Genomic DNA, 19,786 nt, shown 5'->3' with positions numbered 1-19,786 from the left:
ATCAGATCATCGGCTTGCCGTCGGCCTTGACCACGGCGCCGCCCTTCATGACGAAGCCGACCTTTTCGAGCTGGCGGACATCGGCCAGCGGATCGCCGTCGACCGCGATCAGGTCGGCATAGCGGCCGGCCTGCAGCGTGCCGACATCGGCGCTGCCCAGCAGGTCGGCGGCATTGGCGGTGGCGGCCTTTATCGCCTCCATCGCCGGCATGCCCGCCCGCACCATCAGCGCGAATTCCTGCGCATTTTCGCCATGGTCGGACAGGCCGAACGTGTCGGTGCCAAAGGCGATCTTGACCCCGGCGGCATAGGCGTCACGCAGATTCTTCTGCAGCAGCGGGCCGATCACCAGCGCCTTTTCGGCGGTCGAGGGATTGAGCTGTTCGGGATGTTCCCTGGCGCGCTGATAGACGCGCTCGCCCACCAGCATGGTCGGCACCAGATAGGCGCCATATTGCTTGAAGATCTTGTAGCTGCCGGCGTCGGCATAGGAACCATGTTCGATCGAATCGACGCCCAGCGCGATCGTGTGGTCGATCGCTTCCTTGCCATGGGCATGGGCCGCGACCTTCATGCCCAGACTATGGGCGGTATCGATCACCGCCTTGATCTCCTCGTCGGTCATCAGCTGATGCTTGGGATCATCGCCGATCGACATGACCCCGCCCGATGGCATGATCTTGATGAGGTCGGCGCCCTCGCGCTTGAGCCGGCGCACGGCGATGCGGGCGGCTTCCGGGCTGTCGATCACATTGTCGCTGATGTGGGGAATGTCGGCAAATTCGACGCGCAGGCCGTTGACCGCGTCGCCATGGCCGCCGGTCGGGCCGAGCGGCGTGCCGGCCACCCACAGGCGCGGGCCGGGGATGACGGCGCCGTCGATCGATTTCTTCAGCGCGACGATCACCTGGGTGTCGGCGCCGCAGTCGCGGACCGAGGTGAAGCCGGCGAGCAGCGTGTTGCGCACGAAGCCGGTCGCCTCGATCGCGTCCTCATAGGCGCTGCGCGTCACCGCGTTGCGGATCGGGTCGCCGGCATGCCAGCCGGCGGTGATATGGTCATGTGTGTCGATCAGGCCGGGCAGCACGGTCTTGGCCGACAGGTCGATCACCTCCGCACCGGCGGGCGTGACGAATCCCGACTGGATCGCGGCGATGCGATCGTCATGGATCAGGATCGACACTTTCTCGCGCGCGGCGGCGCCGGTGCCGTCGATCATCCGTCCGGCATGGACCACGACATCCTTGGCCATTGCGGCCGGCGCCGACACCGCGGCCAGCGCCGCCATGCTGCATGCGGCCAGCGCCGCTGCCTTCCCCCAGATCATGTAACCCCCTGTTTAATTTGATAGCGGCAGCGTCGCGCGCAGCGGGCCGGCCGTCAACGCATTTATATCAGGTCCGGGCATGGAGCCGTTCGCCGACCATCCGCAGATCGGCGACGAAGCGGGCCTGTTCCTGCGCCTGGCGATCGGGGTCGGGCAGGCGCAGCAGGTAGCTGGGATGGACGGTGATCCAGGCTTCGACGCCGTCGTCGAGCGGGATCGGGCGGCCGCGCATCTGGCTGATCGTCACCGGCTTGCCCAGCAGGGCACGGGCGGCGGTGGCGCCCAGGGCGACGATGATGCGCGGGCGGATCAGGTCCAGTTCCTGCTCCAGCCACCAGCGGCAGGCCTTGATCTCGGGCACGTCGGGCGTCTGGTGCAGGCGGCGCTTGCCGCGCTGTTCATATTTGAAATGCTTGACGGCGTTGGTGACATAGGCGCGTGCCCGATCCACGCCGGCCTCCGCCAGCGCTGCGTCGAACAATTGCCCGGCGGGGCCGACAAAGGGGCGGCCGGCCAGATCTTCCTGATCGCCCGGCTGTTCGCCGATGAAGAGCAAAGATGCGTCGAGCGGACCTTCGCCGAACACGGTCTGCGTGGCCGGCCCGTGCAGCGGGCAGCGGGTGCAGGCCATCGCTTCGTTTCGCAACACCTGCCAGGCGGCGCGGCTATTGCCGGAGCGAGCGGCCGGGCGTGGCGCAGTGGCGATCATCGCCGCCTCGCGCGCCTGGGCGCCGGCGACCAGATCGGGGATAAGGGCAGCTTCGGGCAGATTGCGCCAATATTTGCGCGGCATTTCCGACAGCATTGCTCCGGTCTTCAGCCGGGCCGGGTTGAAGATGGCGGCATAATAGCCCTTCCACACATCTTCGACCGGATCTTCGGCCGGGGCGTCGCCGCGCCGCGCGCCGGGGCCTTCGGTCAATATGTCGCCATTCCAATGGATGCTGACCTCCGGCGTCAGGATCGACCAGCGCATCGAGGCGAAGCGGCAGGTGAAGAAGCCGGCATTGGCGCGGACGATATGATGGTCCGGCTCGAACCAGGCGATGAAGCGCGGGCCGTCGCCTTCATCCAGTTCACGGAAGCGGACGAAGGCCCGCATCTTGTGGATATCGCGCCGCACCGCCTTGGCCAGATCCTCGACCCGGCGCAGCAGCGGATCGGCGCGATCCTCCATCCGGCCGGGCACCGCTCGCACCACCAGCAACAGGCTGTAGAGCAGGGCGAAGCGGGCGGGGTCGCGATGGAGGATCGCGCTTTGCGCCAGTTCGACAAAGGCGCGCGGCACGGAGAAGGCCGCATCCACCGGAGCCGGGGGCAGGGGTGTTGCGTCGCTGCCGAACAGGTCTGGCGCGGCGCTGCCCGCAACGTCCCAGAGAATGGCGTCGGCGGGAATGGCGGCCAGGGCCAGCGCGCGGGCCGCATCGCGCCAGCCCTCAAAATCATCCGGCCCTGCCAGCGTCACCCGATGCATGGCCGTCCGGTCAGTCCTCCGCCTCGGCACGGGCCAGTTCGGCGGGCTTGCGGCGCGCGAACAGCTTCGCGAGCTTGTCCTCCTCGGCGGCGCTCAGTTCCTTCGCGGCGTCGGGGAACATCTCTTCCTCTTCCTCCTCGATATGGTGGAGGTAGCGCTTCTTCAGCTGGTCGAAGGTGCGGCGCCAGGCATCGCCGTTGAATTTCAGGCCGTCCAGCTCCTCCAGGAAATCGTCGATTTCCTTATGTTCGGACACGCTGTGCTGCGCATCCTCGCGCAGGTCGGGCTGGGCGAGCATGGTGGCGTAGAGCGTCTCTTCCTCGGCGGCGGCATGGGCCGTTACCTCGACCTTGAACTGGTCGAACAGCTTTTCCAGCCGGTCGTCATCCTTTTCGCGCGTCGCCTCCGCCATCTTGTCGAACAGCTGGCGATGGGCATCATGATCCTGTTTCAGGCGATCGAAAATGCTGGCCTTGGCCATGGGCAATCCTCCTTCATGCGATGAAGGGGAAAACGATGGCCCAGTAAAAAGGGTCCGGCGCTTAGCCGAACAGCGCGTGGAAGATGATCGCGACCGGCACCCAGAGCAGCGCGCCCAGCAGGCTGGTGCCCCAGAGCTGGAGCAGGTCGCGGCGGAAGCGCAGGCGCAGGCCGGCATGGGACAGGCCGCTATGATCCAGCATCTGCCAGCGATGTTCGAGCGCACGGGCGGCGATGGCGAAACCGCCGATCGCGATGATGACGCCAAGGTGCAGGACCAGCGAGCCGCCCATCTTGGCGACGATGAAGATCTGAAGCAGGCAGAAGACGACAAGGGCGGCCGCAAGATGCGTGCTGATGCGCTTGGCAAAGTCTGCGCCCTGCCGCTCCATGGCCTGATTGTCGAAAAGTGTCGCCAAAGTCCCGATCCCCTTGCTGATCGTGTTACAAGAGTTTCATGAACCGTGCTTGCGATCAACCGCAAAATTGCCTCGGCTCCCCTTAAAAAAGTTCGAGCTGGGCGGTGGGACGCCGCAATTGTGCGGACAGATCGACTCGGTCGGCCAGTTGCACCGGGCGCCAGTCGGCGGCGATCAGGAAGGGGCGCAGCTTGACGATCGACGTGGTCAGGCGCGCGACATCTTCCAGCCGCAGCCGGCGATGGCGGCGACTAGCCAGGATACGGTCGACCGCCTTCACCCCCAGCCCCGGCACCCGCAGCAGCATTTCGCGCGGCGCATGGTTGACGTCGACCGGGAAGCTGGCGCGATGCTGCAAGGCCCAGGCGAGCTTGGGATCGATGTCGAGCGGCAGGCATCCACTGTCCCGGTCGGCGGCGGCGGCGACCTCGGCCGCGGAATAGCCGTAGAAGCGCATCATCCAGTCCGACTGATAGAGCCGATGTTCGCGCATCAGCGGCGGGCGCTTGAGCGGCAGCACGCTGCTGGGCGAGGGGATGGGGGAGAAGGCGCTGTAATAGACGCGGCGCAGCCGGTGCCGGTCATAAAGGCTGCTCGCCCGCTTGATGATGGCGCGATCGTCGGCGGCATCGGCACCGACGATCATCTGGGTCGACTGGCCCGCCGGGGCAAAGCGCGGGGCATGGCGATATTTGCGGCGGGCGTCGCCCATATCGTCCATCTGGCTGCGCATCTGCGCCATCGCGCCCTCGATCCGGCGGCCGTCCTTTTCCGGCGCCAGCCGCTTGAGGCCGGGTTCGGTCGGCAGCTCGACATTGATCGACAGCCGATCGGCATGGAGGCCGGCCTGATGCAGCAGCTCCGGATCGGCGTCGGGAATGGTCTTCAGATGGATATAGCCGCGAAAATCATGATCCTCGCGCAGGCTGCGGGCGACCTCGACCATCTGCTCCATCGTATAGTCGGACGAGCGGATGATGCCGGAGGAGAGGAACAGCCCCTCAATATAGTTGCGGCGGTAGAAGCTGAGCGTGAGGTCGACCACTTCGCGCGCGGTGAAGCGGGCGCGGCGGACATCGCTCGACCGGCGGTTGATGCAATAATGGCAGTCGAAGATGCAGCTGTTGGTCAGCAGGATTTTCAGCAGCGAGATGCAGCGGCCGTCGGGCGCATAGGCATGGCAAATGCCCATGCCCTCGGTCGAGCCTATTCCCTTGCCGTCGCGCGAATCCCGCTTGGTCGTGCCCGACGAGGCGCAGGACGCGTCATATTTGGCGGCATCGGCGAGCATTTCGAGCTTTTCACGGGTGGACAGGGCGGACATATGTTCATGTTACGTTCCTGATCTCGGCTTGTCCATAATCCAGATCAGGCCGGCTCCTCGTCCAGCACCTGGCGCACCTTGCCGGCGAGCTGGTCCATGGTGAAGGGCTTGGCCAGGAAGGCGACGCCGGGATCGAGCATGCCGTTATGGACGATGGCGTTGCGGGTATAGCCGGTGGTGTAGAGGACGCGCAGCTCCGGCCGGTCGGCACGGGCGCGGTCGGCCAGGATGCGGCCGTTGATGCCGGGCATGACGATGTCGGTGAAGAGCAGGTCGACCCGCGGTTCGATCGCCAGCATCGCCAGCGCTTGTTCGCCATCGGCCGCCTGGACGATGGTGTAGCCCAGTTCGCGCAGGGAATCGACCGACATGTGGCGCACCCGGTCCTCATCCTCGACCACCAGGATGATCTCGTCCCCCTGGGCACGGGGCAGGTCGAGGGCGATGGCGGGCGCCACCGGATCGGCGACCGGCACGCCATAATGGCGGGGCAGATAGATTTTGATCGTGCTGCCCTGACCGGGTTCGGAATAGATTTTCACATGGCCGTGCGACTGGCGGACGAAGCCGAACACCTGGCTGAGGCCCAGGCCCGTGCCCTTGCCCACGCCCTTGGTGGTGAAGAAGGGGTCGAAGGCGCGCTCGACCACGTCGGGCGTCATGCCGGTGCCGCTGTCGCTGACCGACACCAGCACATATTGGCCGGGGATCACCTCCGCATGGGCGGCGGCATAGGCATCGTCGAGATAGGCATTGCCGGTTTCGACCGTCAGCCGGCCGCCATCGGGCATGGCGTCGCGGCCATTGACACAAAGGTTCAGGATCGCCGCTTCCAGCTGGCCGGGATCGATGCTGGCCCGCCACAGGCCGCCGGCCAGCACGCTTTCCACCCGCACCCGCTCGCCGATCGTCCGGCGCAGCATGTCCGACATGCCGCCCACCAGCTTGTTCACGTCGGTCGATTGCGGCGCCAGCGGCTGCTGGCGCGAGAAGGCGAGCAGCCGCGCGGTCAGTTGCGCGGCGCGCTGCGCGCCCTCGGTCGCATTGTCGAGGCCGTTGCTGATGCGCCGATCGATGTCGGCCGGCAGGCGCCGCCGCGCCATGTCGAGCGAGCCGATGACGACCGCGAGCATATTGTTGAAGTCATGGGCGATGCCGCCGGTCAGCTGGCCGATCGATTCCATCTTCTGCAATTGGCGGACCTGCGCCTCCATCGCCGTGCGCTGTTCCGCTTCGCTGACCAGCCGGTCATTGGCGTCGGCGAGTGCGCGCTTGGCGGCGATCGCCTCCACCATGCGGCGGCGGGCGTTGCGCAGCGCCAGCAGGCCCAGGATGATGACCAGCGCGCCGCTGACCGCCAGGCTGGCCGTCACCATGGTGGTCAGGCGGTTGGCCTCGGCACTGCGCAGGCGCAGCAGTTGCTCCTCGCGCGCCTTCATCCCGGCGATATGGGAGTGAATCGTCGCCATCGCCATCAGGCCGGGGGCGAAGGCGTTGGGATCGACCGGCAGGCCGCGCCGGCGCAGTTCGATGCCGCCCTCCAGCAGGGTCAGTCGCTGGTCGAGCATCCGCCCCAGCGCATCGACGGCTGCAGCCTGATCCGCATTGTCCTGCACGTCGGCGCGCAATTGCGCGATCTCGCGCGGCCAGTCCGCCTTGAACGTGTCGAACGGCCCCAGAAAGGGATCCTGCCGGGTCAGCATATAGCCGCGCTGGGCGCTTTCGGCGGCCTGCACCCGCGACAGGATCACCGACAGGCGGTTTTCGACGCGCAGCGTGTGGTTGACCCAGCCGATCTCGGCTTGCTGGCTGCGATAGAGCCAGATGGTGCCGCCTACCGCAACGATGACGGTGGCAAGCGCGAGCAGCAGAACGACGATGGATCGTTCGGGGCGGAGCGCATTCATCTGGTCTTAATGGGCAATTAACAACGGTGGGGCAACCCGATTGTGTCTGTCATGCGACGGGTCGTTGCGGTTATGTCCGGGCACTTCGTTGAACCGGTCGGCAGATAGGGGGCGGGATGATGGACAGACGCGATTTTCTGGCGCGGGGCCTGGGCGGGCTGGGCGCCCTGTCGCTGGCGGCGGGGGCCGAAGCGGCCAGCCTGTTCGATCCGCTGGCCGGGCTGGAGCCGATCCGCGCGACGCCCGACCGCATCTTCCGCATCACCGTCTGCCTGCGGCCCTTCCGCGCCGCCGGGCCGCGCATCGCGGTGGAAGAAGTCGGGCGCAAGCGGGTCGTCCATCATTATGGCCATGGCGGCAGCGGCTGGTCGCTGTCCTGGGGATCGGCCGAGATCGCGGTCGGCATGGCGCTGGCGGAGGGGATGACGGATATTGCCGTGATCGGCGCCGGCGCGATCGGCCTCACCACCGCGCTCACCGCCCAGCGTGCCGGGGCGAAGGTGACCATCTATGCCAAGGAGCAATTTCCCGACGTGCGATCGGCGCGGGCGACCGGCACCTGGTCGCCCGATTCCCGGATCGCGATGGAGGGCGGCGTCGATGCCGGCTTTGGCGATCGCTGGGAGGCGATGGCGCGGCGATCCTTCGCTTTCTATCAGGGGCTGCTCGGCCTGCCGGGCGATCCGGTGGAATGGACCGACCGTTACATGCTGTCGGACGGTCCGGCCGTGGCGCCCGCCGTCGAGAGGGTGACGCCCGAACGACCCGATCGCTTCATCCGTCTGGAAGACCGGCTGCACGACATCATGCCGCGATCGGTCGAGCTGGCGCCGGGCACCCATCCCTTCCGCACCGAGCGGGCCCGGCGCAGCAGTTCGCTGACCTTCAATGTCGCCGACCTTGCCCATCAGCTGACCAATGATTTCCTCGTCGGCGGCGGCCGGATCGTGCCGATGGAATTGCACGAACCCCAGGACGTGACGCGGCTGAAGCAGAAGACGGTCATCAACTGCACCGGCTATGGCGCGCGGGCTTTGTGGCGGGACGAGAGCATCGTGCCGGTGCGCGGCCAGATCGCCTGGCTGATCCCGCAGGCGGGCGCGACCTATGGCGTCTATCATGACAAGCTGGCGATGCTGGCGCGGCGCGACGGCATCGTGGTGCAGGAGGTCGGGGAGGACGACTGGTTCGGCTATGGCGACGCCAACGAAGCCCCCGACCGTGCCGCCGCCGAGGCATCGGTGCGAAAGCTCGCCGGTTTCTGGAAATAGCGCGCCGCCGTCCAGGCCCTCCGTCCCCGCCCGTCAGGCGAAGACCAGCGACTGGTGCGCGCCGACCCCGGCCTTGACGCCCGATGCAGATGCGAAGGTCGCATTGTGCATGGGGGAGGTGGCGTCGCCGGCGGCATAGACGCCGGGCACCGAGGTCAGGCCCCAATTGTCGATGCTGATGAAGGGACCGGTCGGGCCATCCTCCAGCGCGCAGCCAAGCTGGACCGCGACATCGCTGCTGAGCCGGGTTCTGGGGGCGGTGAAGAGGGCCGATACTTCGATCGTCCGGCCGTCGGCCAGTTGCACGGCGCTCAGCGCGGGCGCATCGCCGATCAGCGCGACGACGGGCACCCGCTCGATCGCGACGCCGCGCGCTTCCAGCCGGGCGCGGTCGGCATCGTCCGGCTCATATTGGCCCTGGGTGAAATAGGTGGATGGCCCCCAGTCGGGGATCAGCGCGGCCTGATGCGCGGACATCGGGTGGTTGGCGATGATGCCCAGCGGATGGTCGCGCACTTCATAGCCATGGCAATAGGGGCAGTGCAGCACCGTCTCGCCCCAGCGTTCGGCCATGCCGGGGATCGGCGGCAGCTCGTCGCTCACGCCGGTCGCCAATATCAGCCGCCGGGCCAGCCGGGTTTCGCCACTGGCCAGGGTCAGGGCGAAGCCGTCGCTGGCGTGGGTGGCATGGCGCACTTCGCCAGCCAGCATCCGGGCGGTGGGATAGGCGAGCAACTGGCGTTCGGCATCGCGGATGATGGCGCGGGGCGTGCGGCCATCCTGGCCCAGGAAACCATGGGCGGCGTCGGCAAAGCGGTTCCGCGGCAGGCCGGCATCGATCAGCAGCACATCCTGCCGCGCGCGGGCGAGCTGCATTGCCGCCGACTGGCCGGCAAAGCTGCCGCCGATCACGATCACGTCATGCATGGGTCTTCCTTTCAATGGCTGCGCCGAATCACGATACTTTATAAGTTACATAATCCGGCCAACCTGATTTGCAACAATTGATGTTGCGTGATAGGCGGGCGGGAAAGGAGACGCCTGCGATGCAGCTGGATGCGCGCCTGTCGAGAATGCTGCATATCCTGATCCACATGGATCGGCTGGACGGCCCGATGACGTCGGAGCTGGCGGCGCAGATGCTGCGCACCAATCCGGTGGTGGTGCGGCGGACCATGGCGGGCCTGCGCGACGCGGGCTATGTCCGCTCCGAAAAGGGGCATGGCGGTGGCTGGACCCTGGCCCGGCCGCTCGATGCGATCCGCATCCTCGACATTTATCGCGCGGTGGGCGAGCCGCGCATCTTTTCGATCGGGCCGGCCGACCCCAATCCGCAATGCCTGGTCGAACAGGCGGTCAACGCCTCCATGGCGGCAGCGATGCAGGAGGCGGAGGCGATGCTGATCGCCCGGCTGGGGCAGGTGACGCTAGCGCAGATCGCGGCGGATTTCGACCAGCGCTATGCCGCGCTGCTGGCGACCGGTGCGATCGAGCCGCTGACCGGCCATTGAGCCAAGCGGCTTGCCAACCGCCTGTGGCGCGGCCATCAGGCGGGGCATGCAATGGCAATTCTGGATCGACCGCGGCGGCACCTTTACCGACGTGGTGGCACGCGACCCGCAAGGGGTTCTTCACACCGCCAAGCTGCTGTCGAGCGACCCCGAGCGCTATGCCGACGCGGCGGTCGAGGCGATCCGGCGGCTGACCGGCGCGGGCGACGGACCGATCCCGCCCTGCACGCTGCGGATCGGCACGACCATCGCCACCAATGCGCTGCTGGAGCGCAAGGGCGAGCCGGTGCTGCTGGCGATTACGAAGGGATTCCGCGACGCCATCCGCATCGGTTATCAGGACCGGCCGGACCTGTTCGCGCGGCGGATCGACCTGCCGCCGCCGCTCCATGCCGATGTCGTGGAGATGGACGAGCGGGTGATGCAGGACGGCACCATCCTGACGCCGCTGGACGAGGCGGCGGCGCAGGCGGCGTTGCAGCGCGGCTATGATGCCGGGCTGCGCGCGGTCGCGATCGTGCTGATGCACGGCTATCGTTATCCCGCCCATGAGCAGGCGCTGGCGCGCATCGCCCGACAGATCGGCTTCACCCAGATATCGGTCAGTCATGAGGTCGCGCCGCTCATAAAGCTGGTCGGGCGGGGCGATACGGTGCTGGCCGATGCCTATCTCTCGCCGGTGCTGCGCGCCTATGTCGACGGGCTGGGTGCTGCGCTGGGCGAGGATGCCGACATGCTGTTCATGCAGTCCAATGGCGGGCTGACGCGGGGCGACCTGTTCCGCGGCAAGGATGCGGTATTGTCCGGCCCGGCCGGCGGCATCGTCGGCCTGGCCCGCACCGCCGAGCAGGCGGGCTTTGGCGAGGTGATCGGTTTCGACATGGGCGGCACGTCGACCGACGTGTCCCATTATGGCGGCAGCTATGAACGCGACAATGAGGCGCGGGTGGCGGGCGTCCGGCTGCGCGCGCCGATGATGCGCATCCACACCATCGCGGCGGGCGGCGGCTCCATCTGTTCGGTGGTCGACGGGCGTTTTCGCGTCGGCCCGGAATCGGCCGGCGCGGTGCCGGGACCGGCCTGCTACCGGCGCGGCGGGCCGCTGACCATCACCGACTGCAATGTCATGCTGGGCAAGGTGCAGCCCGATTTCTTCCCCAGCCTGTTCGGCCCCAATGGGGACCAGCCGCTGGACCGGGACGCGGTCGAGGCGCGCTTTGCTGACATCTGTGCGCAGGTGGAGGCGCAGACCGGCCGGGTGATGAGCGCGCAGGAGGCGGCGCAGGGCTTCATCGCCGTCGCCGTCGCCAGCATGGCCAATGCGATCAAGCGCATCTCGGTCGCGCGCGGCCATGATGTGGCGCGCTATACGCTGGCGAGTTTCGGCGGGGCGGGCGGGCAGCATGCCTGTCTGGTCGCCGACGCGCTGGGCATGGACCGGGTGATGATCCATCCGCTGGGCGGCGTCCTGTCCGCCTATGGCATGGGCCTGGCCGACCGGCGCGCGGTGCGCGAGCGGACGCTGGCACTGCCGCTGGACGATGCGGGCGCCGACGCGCTGGCGGCGGCGATCGCCGAGCTGGCAGAGCAGGCGTACGCCGACCTGCCGGAGGCGGAGCGGAGCGAGACGGTGCTGCGGCTGCGCTATGATGGCACCGACAGCCTGTTCGACGTGATGCTGGGCGATCGGGCGGCGATGCTGGCCGATTTCGAGGCACAATATCAGGCGCGCTTCGGCTATGGCGGCACCGGCACCATATTGGTCGACATGGTGCGGGTCGAGGCAATCGCGCCGACCGCCGAGGATATGGGCAAGGTGGCGACCATCGCGACCCAGAAGGCCGCGCCGCTGGCGCAGGTGATGCTGGCGGGCGCGCAGGCACCGGTGTTCGACCGGGCGGGACTGACGCTGGACAGCATCGTCGATGGCCCGGCGCTGATCAGCGATCCGGTGTCGACCACGGTGGTCGAGCCGGGCTGGCGCGCGCGGCTCGATGCGATCGGCAATCTGGTGCTGACCCGTCATGCGCCGCGCCCGGCGCCGGCCGCCGATGACGGCACCGCCGTCGATCCGGTCCGGCTGGAGGTGATGGGCGGCCTGTTCATGGCGATCGCCGAGGAAATGGGCGCCGCGCTCCAGCACAGCGCCTCCTCGGTCAATATTCGCGAGCGTCTGGATTTCTCCTGCGCCCTGTTCGACGCGGCCGGCAATCTGGTCGCCAATGCGCCGCACATGCCGGTTCACCTCGGCAGCATGGGGGAAAGCATCCGCGCGGTCATGCGCCGGCGCGGGATCGGCGCCGATGGCCGGGCGATCGACGGGCGCGGCATGTTGCCGGGCGACGTCTATGCGCTCAACGCGCCCTATGATGGCGGCACCCACCTGCCCGACGTGACGGTGGTGATGCCGGTATTCGTCGATCAGACGGCGCACGTGCCCGCCTTCTATGTCGCGGCGCGCGGCCATCATGCCGATATTGGCGGCATTTCGCCCGGCTCCATGCCGCCCGATAGCCGCAGCATCGAGGAAGAGGGCATCGTCCTCGACAATGTCCTCGTGGTGGATCAGGGCCGCTTTCTGGAGGGCGATCTGCGGACGCTGCTGGGGTCGGGCTGCTGGCCCTCGCGCAATGTCGACCAGAATATCGCCGACCTGTCCGCCCAGATCGCCGCCTGCGCCAAGGGCGCGGCCGAGTTGCAGCGGATCAGCGGCGATTATGGCGCCGATGTCGTGGCCGCCTATATGGGCCATGTGCAGGATCAGGCCGAGGCGGCGGTGCGCCGGCTGATCGATCGCCTGTCCGACGGGCACTATCGCTATGCGATGGACAATGGCGCGGAGGTGGTCGTCAATGTGACGATCGACCGGGCGGCGCGCGGCGCGACGGTGGATTTCACCGGCACGTCGGACCAGCTGCCGGGCAATTTCAACGCACCCCTGTCGGTTGCGCGCGCGGCCCTGCTCTATGTCGTGCGGACGCTGGTGGACGAGGCCGTGCCGATGAATGACGGCTGCCTCAAGCCCATGACTCTGGTGGTGCCGGAGGGATCGCTGCTGCGGCCGCTTTATCCCGCGGCGGTGGTCGCCGGCAATGTCGAGACCAGCCAGGTCGTCACCGACGCGCTGTTCGGTGCGCTGGGCGTGATGGCGGGCGCGCAGGGGACGATGAACAATTTCACCTTCGGCAATGCGCGCCACCAATATTATGAGACGATCTCGGGCGGATCGGGCGCCGGGCCAGATTTCGACGGCGCCGATGTGGTGCAGACCCACATGACCAACAGCCGCCTTACCGACCCCGAAATATTGGAAAGCCGATTCCCGGTGCTGCTGGAGGAATTTTCGATTCGGGCCGGATCGGGCGGCGCGGGCGCGCATCATGGCGGCAATGGCGCGCTGCGCCGCATCCGCTTCCTGGAGGATATGACCGCCGGCATCCTGGCCAACCGACGCAGCGTGCCGCCCTTTGGCCTCGACGGCGGCGCACCCGGCGGGCTGGGGCGCAACTGGGTCGAGCGTGGCGATGGCCGGGTCGAGAGGCTGGGCGCGACCGGATCGGCGCAGATGGCTCCGGGCGACGTCTTCGTGATCGAGACGCCGGGCGGCGGCGGATTCGGCAAGGGCTGATCCGCCTCCGTCCGCGGCAAGCGGACAGAGGCGGGGAAGGCAGGGCGCTAGTCCCGCCAGCTCCTGTCGGTGCGGTCGATCAGGCGGACCATCGCCTGGAAATCGGGCACGCCGACGCCGACCGGCAATTGCACGCCGGCAAGATCGCGCTGATGCACGGCGATGACGTCGGCGGGGATCTCCACCGGCGTGCCGGCGGCGCAGGCGGCAACCTGAATCTCGCAGGCGCGCTGGAGCATCCATTGCATCAGGAAGGCTTCGGGCAGGCTCTTGGCCATCACCAGCGTGCCATGATTGCGCAGCATCATGATCCGCCGCGCGCCCAGATTGGCGATCAGCCTTTCCCCTTCCTCCGGCCGGATCGTGACGCCTTCGAAGTTATGATAGGCGATCCGCCCGGCAAAGGCGGCGGCGTAGAAATTGATCGGCCGCAGCCCTTCCTGCGTGGCGCTGACGGCCATGCCCGCCGTGGTATGGGTGTGGATGATGCAATGGGCGTCGGCCAGGTGGCGGTGGAACACGCTATGCTGGGTGAAGCCGGCGCGATTGACCGGATAGGGGCTGCCGTCCAGCACATGGCCGTCAATGTCGATCTTGACCAGGTTGGACGCCGTCACCTCGCTGTAGAGCAGGCCGAACGGGTTGATGAGGAAGGCATTTTCCTCATCGGGCACGCGCAGGGTGATATGATTGTAGATCAGTTCCGACCAGCCGAAATGGTCGAAGATGCGGTAGCAGGCGGCGAGCTGCTGGCGCGCCTCCCATTCGGCAGGCGACATGTCGGGCTGTCTGGCGGCACTTGCCATGGCCATCCTCCTTTATATTATGGGCGCCACTATCCTCCGCTCGACGCATTCTGTCGAGGGAAAGGGCGTGAAAGCCCTGCAGGGGTTGAATTTGCGCGACTCTGCTGGTAGGGCGCGCCCCACATGCCTCAGGGTGACCTGTGGCGACTCACGGATTTTTATATTCGGTCGGCCCGTCGGGAGGGTTTCTTTCCTGGCGATCCGCCCGTTTTCGATTGGAGATTGACGGACTTATGCAGATCATCGTTCGCGACAACAATGTCGACCAGGCCCTCCGCGCGCTCAAGAAGAAGCTGCAGCGTGAAGGCGTGTATCGCGAAATGAAGCTGCGTCGTCACTACGAGAAGCCCTCGGAAAAGCGTGCGCGCGAAAAGGCGGCTGCTGTCCGCCGCGCCCGCAAGCTGGAGCGCAAGCGCGCCGAGCGCGACGGCGTCCGTTAAGGACTGCCGATATCAGGACGGCCGGTTCGCGGTCGTCCTGACTCTTTGCTGATTTCCCGTTCTTCATTGCGAGGCGTTCGCCCATGTCCACGACGGCTGTCCCCCTTCGTCCTATCGCCAAGGGGTCGCTGACGCGACTCTGGATCGGTGTCGCCGCGATCGCGCTGGCGGCCGGTGGTCTGGCCTGGGCAGGGCAGCAGGGCGTGGAAGCATCGCCTGCCGCCTTCCTGACGCAGAACGCCCATGCCAAGGGCGTGGTGACGACCGAGTCGGGCCTGCAGTACCAGGTGCTGGAGGAAGGCAGCGGGCCGAGCCCGACGACCGCCGACGTTGCGCTGGTGGGCTATAAGGGCACGCTGCTCGACGGCACCGTGTTCGACGAGAATCCGCAGACGCCGATGCCGGTCGACGGCGTGGTGCCGGGCTTCTCCGAAGGCCTGCAGAAGATGAAGAAGGGCGGCAAGTATCGCCTGTGGATCCCGCCGCAGCTTGGCTATGGCGAACAGGCCGCCGGCCCGATCCCGGCCAATTCGGTGCTGGTGTTCGATGTCCAGCTGCACGACTTCAAGTCGCGCGCGGAAATCATGCAGATGCAGCAGCGGATGCAGCAGATGCAGGGTGGCATGCCGCAGGGCGCCGTTCCGCAGGGCGTGCCGGGCAACTGATCCGAACGATCCGAGAGTAGAGAAGGGCCCGGTTTCCGGGCCCTTTTTCTTTGCTGGTCAGAGGGCTGTCTGAAAAATGCGCGAAAGGGCGCATTTTTGATGCGGCACCGGCCCACACCCCCACCCGACCACCGGTGCGGATGCGCCAGAGGCGCAGTCCGGACAAATGCTCAGAGGCTGGCCTGGTCGCCGGGGGCCGATGGCGGGAAGGCCAGGCCTTCGGCGCTGCCAATCTTTTCCTCACCGGTGAACAAGCGGTCGAGTCGCGCCTTCACGTCGCGCCGATATTCGACGCAGGACACCGAACGCGGCGCGCCAATGTCGATATCGTCGGCGATGGCCGACTTGATCCGTTCCAGCGCGTCATTGTCGAGGATGCCGGCCCGATGCAGTTCCCGGCAGAGCTGGACCATGCCGGCGGCGGTTGCCTGGGCCCGCATGCCGACATTGGTCAGTTCGAAATGCAGCTTCTTCTGCTGCTCCATTGCCACGGTCATGCCATTCTCTCCTTTCGCTTTAGGATAGAAGCGCAGGAGCAATCGTTACGTTCCGGGACGCATTCGTCAATCGCCGTTTTTGTCGTCGCTTTTCAGGATGGTCTGCCCTGCCAGAGCCTTGGACCGTTCCTCCAGATAGACCTTGATCATCGCGACGATCGGATCGGCCAGGAACAGGCCGAGGATACCGAACAGCGCGCCCAGCAGGATCTGCGCCGCCAGCACCAGCGCCGGGGCCAGATCGGTCGCGCGCTTGGCCACCATCGGCACGATCAGATAGCCGTCGATGATCTGCACCGCCATGTAGACGCCAAAGGCATAGAGGCCGGTATGGGTGCCGCCCGAAAAACCGACAAGGACGATCAGCACGCCGGAGATGATCGCGCCGATATTGGGCAGGAAGGCGAGCAGGCCGGTGAGGATGCCGAGCAGACCCGCCATCGGCACGCCGCCCGCCCACAGCAGCAGCCAGACGCCCACGCCCTCCACCGTCATGCCGATCAGCCGGCCGAACATCAGCCGGCGCAGGGTGAAGGCCATCTTGTCGGCGACGGTGTAGAAATGGGCGCGCTTGTCCATCGGCAGCATCCAGGCGACGCCGCGCTCGTACAGCTTGGGTTCGACCGCGATGAAGATGGCCAGCACCAGCATCATGACGCCGCTGGTGATCGCGCCGACGGCGGTGCCGACGGCGGCGGTGACCCGGCCCATGGAACTCATCGCCTGCTGGGCCAGGCCCTTGAGGTCCTCGGGCGTGGTGGTGATGCCAAGCTGCTGCATCCAGCCGCCGACCCGCTCCACCTGCGCCTCGACGATGGTGCGCATCGCCTGCGCCTGGGCGGCCAGGCTGGAGCCGGTGAGGTAGAAGGTATAGGCGAGGAAGGCGACGACGGCGAGCAGCACGATCGTCAGCCGCCAGCCCCGGCCGATCGGCAGCACCCGGCCCAGGAGGCGGGTGCCGCCATCCATCATGGTGGTAAAGACCAGCGCGCCCAGGATCAGCATGATCGGCTGGGCCAGCAGCACGATCAGCGCGATGCCGATCGCCATCGCGAACCAGACGCCCGCCCGCTTGATCTCATGCTGGACCAGCGGGCTGCGCAATTCGCTGGGGCCGGGTTGCTCGATATGCTGCTGCGCGTCGCTCAAACCCGGAACCCCCATTAATCGCTGTGAACTATTTCGCCTCGGTAACGCTCTGGGGGCGCAGGCTGTTCCCGGCACGGCCGCCACGGAAGGCATGGAACCAGCTGAGCGGGTTCCAGCTCGAATCGCCGTCCAGGCTGAAGGTGATGAATTCGGCGCGGCCGCCGATCGCTTCCCACGGCACCGGGCCGCCCAGGCCATTTTCCTCCAGCGGGGCACGGCTGTCGGCGCTGTTGTCGCGATTGTCGCCCATCAGGAAGACATGGTTGGCGGGCACGCGGACCGGGCCATACCAGTCGAGCGCGCTCGGCCCCATGTCGATCGTGACATAGGTCTTGCCGTTGGGCAGCACTTCCTGCCGCACCGGCAGTTCGCACCAGCTCTTGCCCGCCTTGTCGGTCACCAGCGCGCCGGGGAACTGCATCGGCGGGCAGGGGGCGTTGCCGTCGACCGCTATGCGCAGGGGCTTGAGCACCTTCTGCGGCACCGGCACGCCGTTCAGGATCACCTGACCGCCGCGCACCTCGACAATGTCGCCGGGCAGGCCGATGACCCGCTTGATATAATCCTCGCGCCGGTTCTGGGGCGAGACGATGACGATGTCGCCGCGCTCGGGCAGATGGCCCAGGATGCGCCCCTTCAGGAAGGGCAGCGGATGGAAGCTGGGGCTGACATAGGACCAGCCATAGGGGAATTTGCTCACCACCAGCCGGTCGCCCTTCAGCAGAACCGGCATCATCGATTCCGACGGGATGTAGAAGGGCTTGGCGACGAAGCTGTGGAAGGCCAGCACGGCGAGGATGAGCAGCACGATGCTCTTCACCTCATGCCACCAGTTCACCCCGCTGCCGCCGGCCCCGCTGGTGCCTGCCTCCTTGTCGTCGGCTGCCGTTTCGGGCGCGGCGGGGGGCAGGGGGTCGGTTTGGGTCATGTCGACTGCCGTCATGGAAGGGCTATGCTCGGATGGGGAGGGCGGCCCGCTCAAAGCGGCAGCGCCTCGATGATGACGAAGGCCTGGGCCCATGGATGATCGTCCGTGAGCGTCAGGTGAATGACCGGCTTGTAGCCCGCCGGAACCATCGATGCCAGCCGCTGTGCCGCGCCGCCGGTCAGCGCCAGCGTGGGCGCGCCGCTGGGTGCGTTGACGACGCCGATATCCTTCATGAAGACGCCGGCCTTGAAACCGGTGCCGACCGCCTTGGAAAAGGCCTCCTTGGCGGCGAAGCGCTTGGCCAGCGTGCCGGCTTTCGTGAACGGCCGGCGTTCCGCCTTGGCCTGTTCGACATCGGTGAAGACGCGCTGGACGAACCGATCCCCGAAGCGGTCGAGCGAATTCTGGATCCGCTCGATATTGCAGAGGTCGGAGCCGAGGCCGATGATCACGCTTCGGCGGCCTTCAACGCGCCAGGTCCATCTGGCGCCGCATCTCGCGGATGCTGGCTTCCAGCCCGCCGAAGATCGCCTCGCCGATCAGAAAATGGCCGATATTGAGTTCGGCGATCTGCGGGATGGCGGCGATCGGCGCGACATTGTCGAAGGTGAGGCCATGGCCGGCATGCGGCTCGATGCCGTTCTTGGCGGCGAGCGCGGCGGCGTCGGCAATGCGGCGCAGCTCGACCGCGCGGGCCTCGCCGGTCAGATGGGCATAGGCGCCGGTATGGAATTCGACCACGGGCGCGCCGAGCTGGATCGCGGCCTCGATCTGGGCGGCGTCGGCCTCGATGAACAGGCTGACGCGGATGCCGGCATCGGTGAGTGCGGCGACGATCGGGCGCAGTACCGCGATCTGGCCGGCGGCGTCGAGGCCGCCCTCGGTCGTGCGCTCCTCACGCTTTTCCGGCACGATGCAGGCGGCATGCGGCTTGTGCTTGAGGGCGATGCCCAGCATTTCCTGCGTCGCCGCCATTTCCAGGTTCAGCGGCACGTCGAGCGCCGCCATCAGCATCGCGATATCCTCGTCGCGGATATGGCGGCGATCCTCGCGCAGATGCGCGGTAATGCCGTTGGCGCCGGCCTTCACCGCCAGCAGCGCGGCCTTGACCGGATCGGGATGTTCGCCGCCCCGCGCGTTGCGGATCGTCGCCACATGGTCGATATTGACCCCCAGGCGCAGCGGAACGGCGGCCATCTTACTGCTTCCGGCTGCCGGGCTTGATCGCCGGCACTGCTTCCAGTTCGGGCGGCAGCTGATCGGCGTCATAGACCGGGAAATTGATGCTCACGAGCGGGTAGAAGGGGACGCCCAGGTCCACTTCGCCGGCCGAACGATCGACCAGCGCCACTTCGGCGACGACGATGCCGCCTTCGCGCTCGACCGCCTCGATCGCCTGGCGCGAGGACAGGCCGGTGGTGACGACGTCTTCCACCATCAGCACTTTTTGCCCCGGCGATATGGCAAAGCCGCGGCGCAGTTCGAACACGCCCTCGGGCCGTTCCAGGAACACCGCATCCTTGTCGAGCGCGCGGCCGACTTCATGGCCGATGATCAGGCCGCCCATGGCGGGCGACACGACCAGATCGATCTCCTGGCGCAGCTCGCGCGGCAGCTGCTGCACGGTGGCGCGGGCCAGCTTGCCGGCGCGTTCGGCATTCATCAGCACGCGGGCGCACTGCAGGTAATTGGCGCTGCGGCGGCCCGACGACAGGATGAAATGTCCTTCGAGCAGCGCACCTGCTGCCCGGAATTCTGCCAATACTTCTTCGTCGGTCATTCCGCCCTGTTCCACTATTCCGTTGCGGGAGGTCGCGCAAAAACGGCGCCCGGCCCGCCCATATCGCACGGGCATGACATGCCCATGATCGCGCACCTGTGCGCGAGGTGCGAGATAGGCGGGAGCGGGAGGCGTTGCAACAGCGAAGAAAATCTGGTCCACACTGACTTGAGGCAGAAA

The 19,786-nt window shown here is 67.0% G+C and carries 19 protein-coding genes; 5 read left to right on the top strand and 14 right to left on the bottom strand.

The window, feature by feature from the left end; all coding sequences use genetic code 11:
* Position 1: 1 nt before the first annotated feature.
* The 6 genes from ACI6S0_RS15585 to ACI6S0_RS15560 all read right to left on the bottom strand — a co-directional run bounded on the left by ACI6S0_RS15585 (position 2) and on the right by ACI6S0_RS15560 (position 6,931).
* A complete protein-coding gene (locus ACI6S0_RS15585) occupies positions 2–1,327 on the bottom strand; it encodes an amidohydrolase family protein (RefSeq protein WP_434403644.1) in 1,326 nt (441 codons plus the stop codon).
* 67 nt (positions 1,328–1,394) lie between these two features.
* The gene (locus ACI6S0_RS15580; protein WP_434403643.1) at positions 1,395–2,801 is read right to left on the bottom strand and encodes a UdgX family uracil-DNA binding protein; all 1,407 of its coding nucleotides are present in this window, start codon (positions 2,799–2,801) and stop codon (positions 1,395–1,397) included.
* 10 nt (positions 2,802–2,811) lie between these two features.
* Entirely contained in the window at positions 2,812–3,282 is a 471-nt protein-coding gene (locus tag ACI6S0_RS15575) for a hemerythrin domain-containing protein (RefSeq protein WP_434403642.1), read from the bottom strand.
* Between the two features lie 61 nt (positions 3,283–3,343).
* Entirely contained in the window at positions 3,344–3,700 is a 357-nt protein-coding gene (locus ACI6S0_RS15570) for a hypothetical protein (RefSeq protein WP_434403641.1), read from the bottom strand.
* An 82-nt stretch (positions 3,701–3,782) separates the two neighbouring features.
* Positions 3,783–5,024 carry a putative DNA modification/repair radical SAM protein gene (locus ACI6S0_RS15565; RefSeq protein ID WP_434403640.1) on the bottom strand — a complete coding sequence of 414 codons (1,242 nt, stop codon included), beginning with the start codon at positions 5,022–5,024 and terminating at the stop codon, positions 3,783–3,785.
* 44 nt (positions 5,025–5,068) lie between these two features.
* Positions 5,069–6,931, bottom strand: a complete 1,863-nt coding sequence (locus ACI6S0_RS15560) for a CHASE3 domain-containing protein (protein ID WP_434403639.1) — start codon at positions 6,929–6,931, stop codon at positions 5,069–5,071.
* Positions 6,932–7,047: 116 nt separating this feature from the next.
* Between ACI6S0_RS15560 and ACI6S0_RS15555 the strand changes: the two genes are divergently transcribed.
* The gene (locus ACI6S0_RS15555) at positions 7,048–8,202 is read left to right on the top strand and encodes an FAD-dependent oxidoreductase (protein WP_434403638.1); all 1,155 of its coding nucleotides are present in this window, start codon (positions 7,048–7,050) and stop codon (positions 8,200–8,202) included.
* A 33-nt stretch (positions 8,203–8,235) separates the two neighbouring features.
* Here the strand turns inward: ACI6S0_RS15555 and ACI6S0_RS15550 are convergent, their stop codons facing one another.
* On the bottom strand, positions 8,236–9,129 hold the full coding sequence (locus tag ACI6S0_RS15550; RefSeq protein ID WP_434403637.1) for an NAD(P)/FAD-dependent oxidoreductase: 894 nt from the start codon (positions 9,127–9,129) through the stop codon (positions 8,236–8,238).
* A gap of 119 nt (positions 9,130–9,248) precedes the next feature.
* On the opposite strand from ACI6S0_RS15550, the gene ACI6S0_RS15545 reads away from it, so the two are divergent.
* Entirely contained in the window at positions 9,249–9,713 is a 465-nt protein-coding gene (locus tag ACI6S0_RS15545; protein ID WP_004208622.1) for an Rrf2 family transcriptional regulator, read from the top strand.
* 46 nt (positions 9,714–9,759) lie between these two features.
* A complete protein-coding gene (locus tag ACI6S0_RS15540; protein WP_434403636.1) occupies positions 9,760–13,341 on the top strand; it encodes a hydantoinase B/oxoprolinase family protein in 3,582 nt (1,193 codons plus the stop codon).
* A gap of 47 nt (positions 13,342–13,388) precedes the next feature.
* Here the strand turns inward: ACI6S0_RS15540 and ACI6S0_RS15535 are convergent, their stop codons facing one another.
* Positions 13,389–14,147, bottom strand: coding sequence for a class II aldolase/adducin family protein (locus tag ACI6S0_RS15535; RefSeq protein ID WP_434403635.1), 759 nt, complete (start codon positions 14,145–14,147; stop codon positions 13,389–13,391).
* Positions 14,148–14,380: 233 nt separating this feature from the next.
* Between ACI6S0_RS15535 and rpsU the strand changes: the two genes are divergently transcribed.
* Both rpsU and ACI6S0_RS15525 read left to right on the top strand, forming a co-directional pair.
* Positions 14,381–14,587, top strand: a complete 207-nt coding sequence (gene rpsU, locus ACI6S0_RS15530) for a 30S ribosomal protein S21 (protein ID WP_004208618.1) — start codon at positions 14,381–14,383, stop codon at positions 14,585–14,587.
* A gap of 83 nt (positions 14,588–14,670) precedes the next feature.
* Positions 14,671–15,252 carry an FKBP-type peptidyl-prolyl cis-trans isomerase gene (locus tag ACI6S0_RS15525; protein WP_004208617.1) on the top strand — a complete coding sequence of 194 codons (582 nt, stop codon included), beginning with the start codon at positions 14,671–14,673 and terminating at the stop codon, positions 15,250–15,252.
* 170 nt (positions 15,253–15,422) lie between these two features.
* Here ACI6S0_RS15525 and ACI6S0_RS15520 read toward each other — a convergent pair whose 3' ends face one another.
* The 6 genes from ACI6S0_RS15520 to pyrE form a co-directional block, all read right to left on the bottom strand.
* Positions 15,423–15,749: a hypothetical protein gene (locus ACI6S0_RS15520; protein ID WP_004208616.1), complete on the bottom strand. Its 327-nt coding sequence runs from the start codon at positions 15,747–15,749 to the stop codon at positions 15,423–15,425.
* Positions 15,750–15,815: 66 nt separating this feature from the next.
* Positions 15,816–16,898, bottom strand: coding sequence for an AI-2E family transporter (locus ACI6S0_RS15515; RefSeq protein ID WP_010339611.1), 1,083 nt, complete (start codon positions 16,896–16,898; stop codon positions 15,816–15,818).
* A 28-nt stretch (positions 16,899–16,926) separates the two neighbouring features.
* On the bottom strand, positions 16,927–17,841 hold the full coding sequence (gene lepB, locus ACI6S0_RS15510) for a signal peptidase I (RefSeq protein WP_434403634.1): 915 nt from the start codon (positions 17,839–17,841) through the stop codon (positions 16,927–16,929).
* 35 nt (positions 17,842–17,876) lie between these two features.
* Positions 17,877–18,278, bottom strand: a complete 402-nt coding sequence (gene acpS / locus ACI6S0_RS15505; RefSeq protein ID WP_004208613.1) for a holo-ACP synthase — start codon at positions 18,276–18,278, stop codon at positions 17,877–17,879.
* A 13-nt stretch (positions 18,279–18,291) separates the two neighbouring features.
* Positions 18,292–19,023: a pyridoxine 5'-phosphate synthase gene (locus ACI6S0_RS15500; protein WP_125997341.1), complete on the bottom strand. Its 732-nt coding sequence runs from the start codon at positions 19,021–19,023 to the stop codon at positions 18,292–18,294.
* 1 nt (position 19,024) lies between these two features.
* Positions 19,025–19,606: an orotate phosphoribosyltransferase gene (pyrE, locus tag ACI6S0_RS15495; protein WP_004208611.1), complete on the bottom strand. Its 582-nt coding sequence runs from the start codon at positions 19,604–19,606 to the stop codon at positions 19,025–19,027.
* Between the last annotated feature and the right edge of the window lie 180 nt (positions 19,607–19,786).

The organism is Sphingobium sp. DN12 (genome assembly GCF_051058005.1).
Lineage (GTDB): Bacteria > Pseudomonadota > Alphaproteobacteria > Sphingomonadales > Sphingomonadaceae > Sphingobium > Sphingobium yanoikuyae.
The sequence above is the reverse complement of the archived record's forward strand: the minus strand, read 5'-3'. Positions and strand labels throughout refer to the sequence as shown.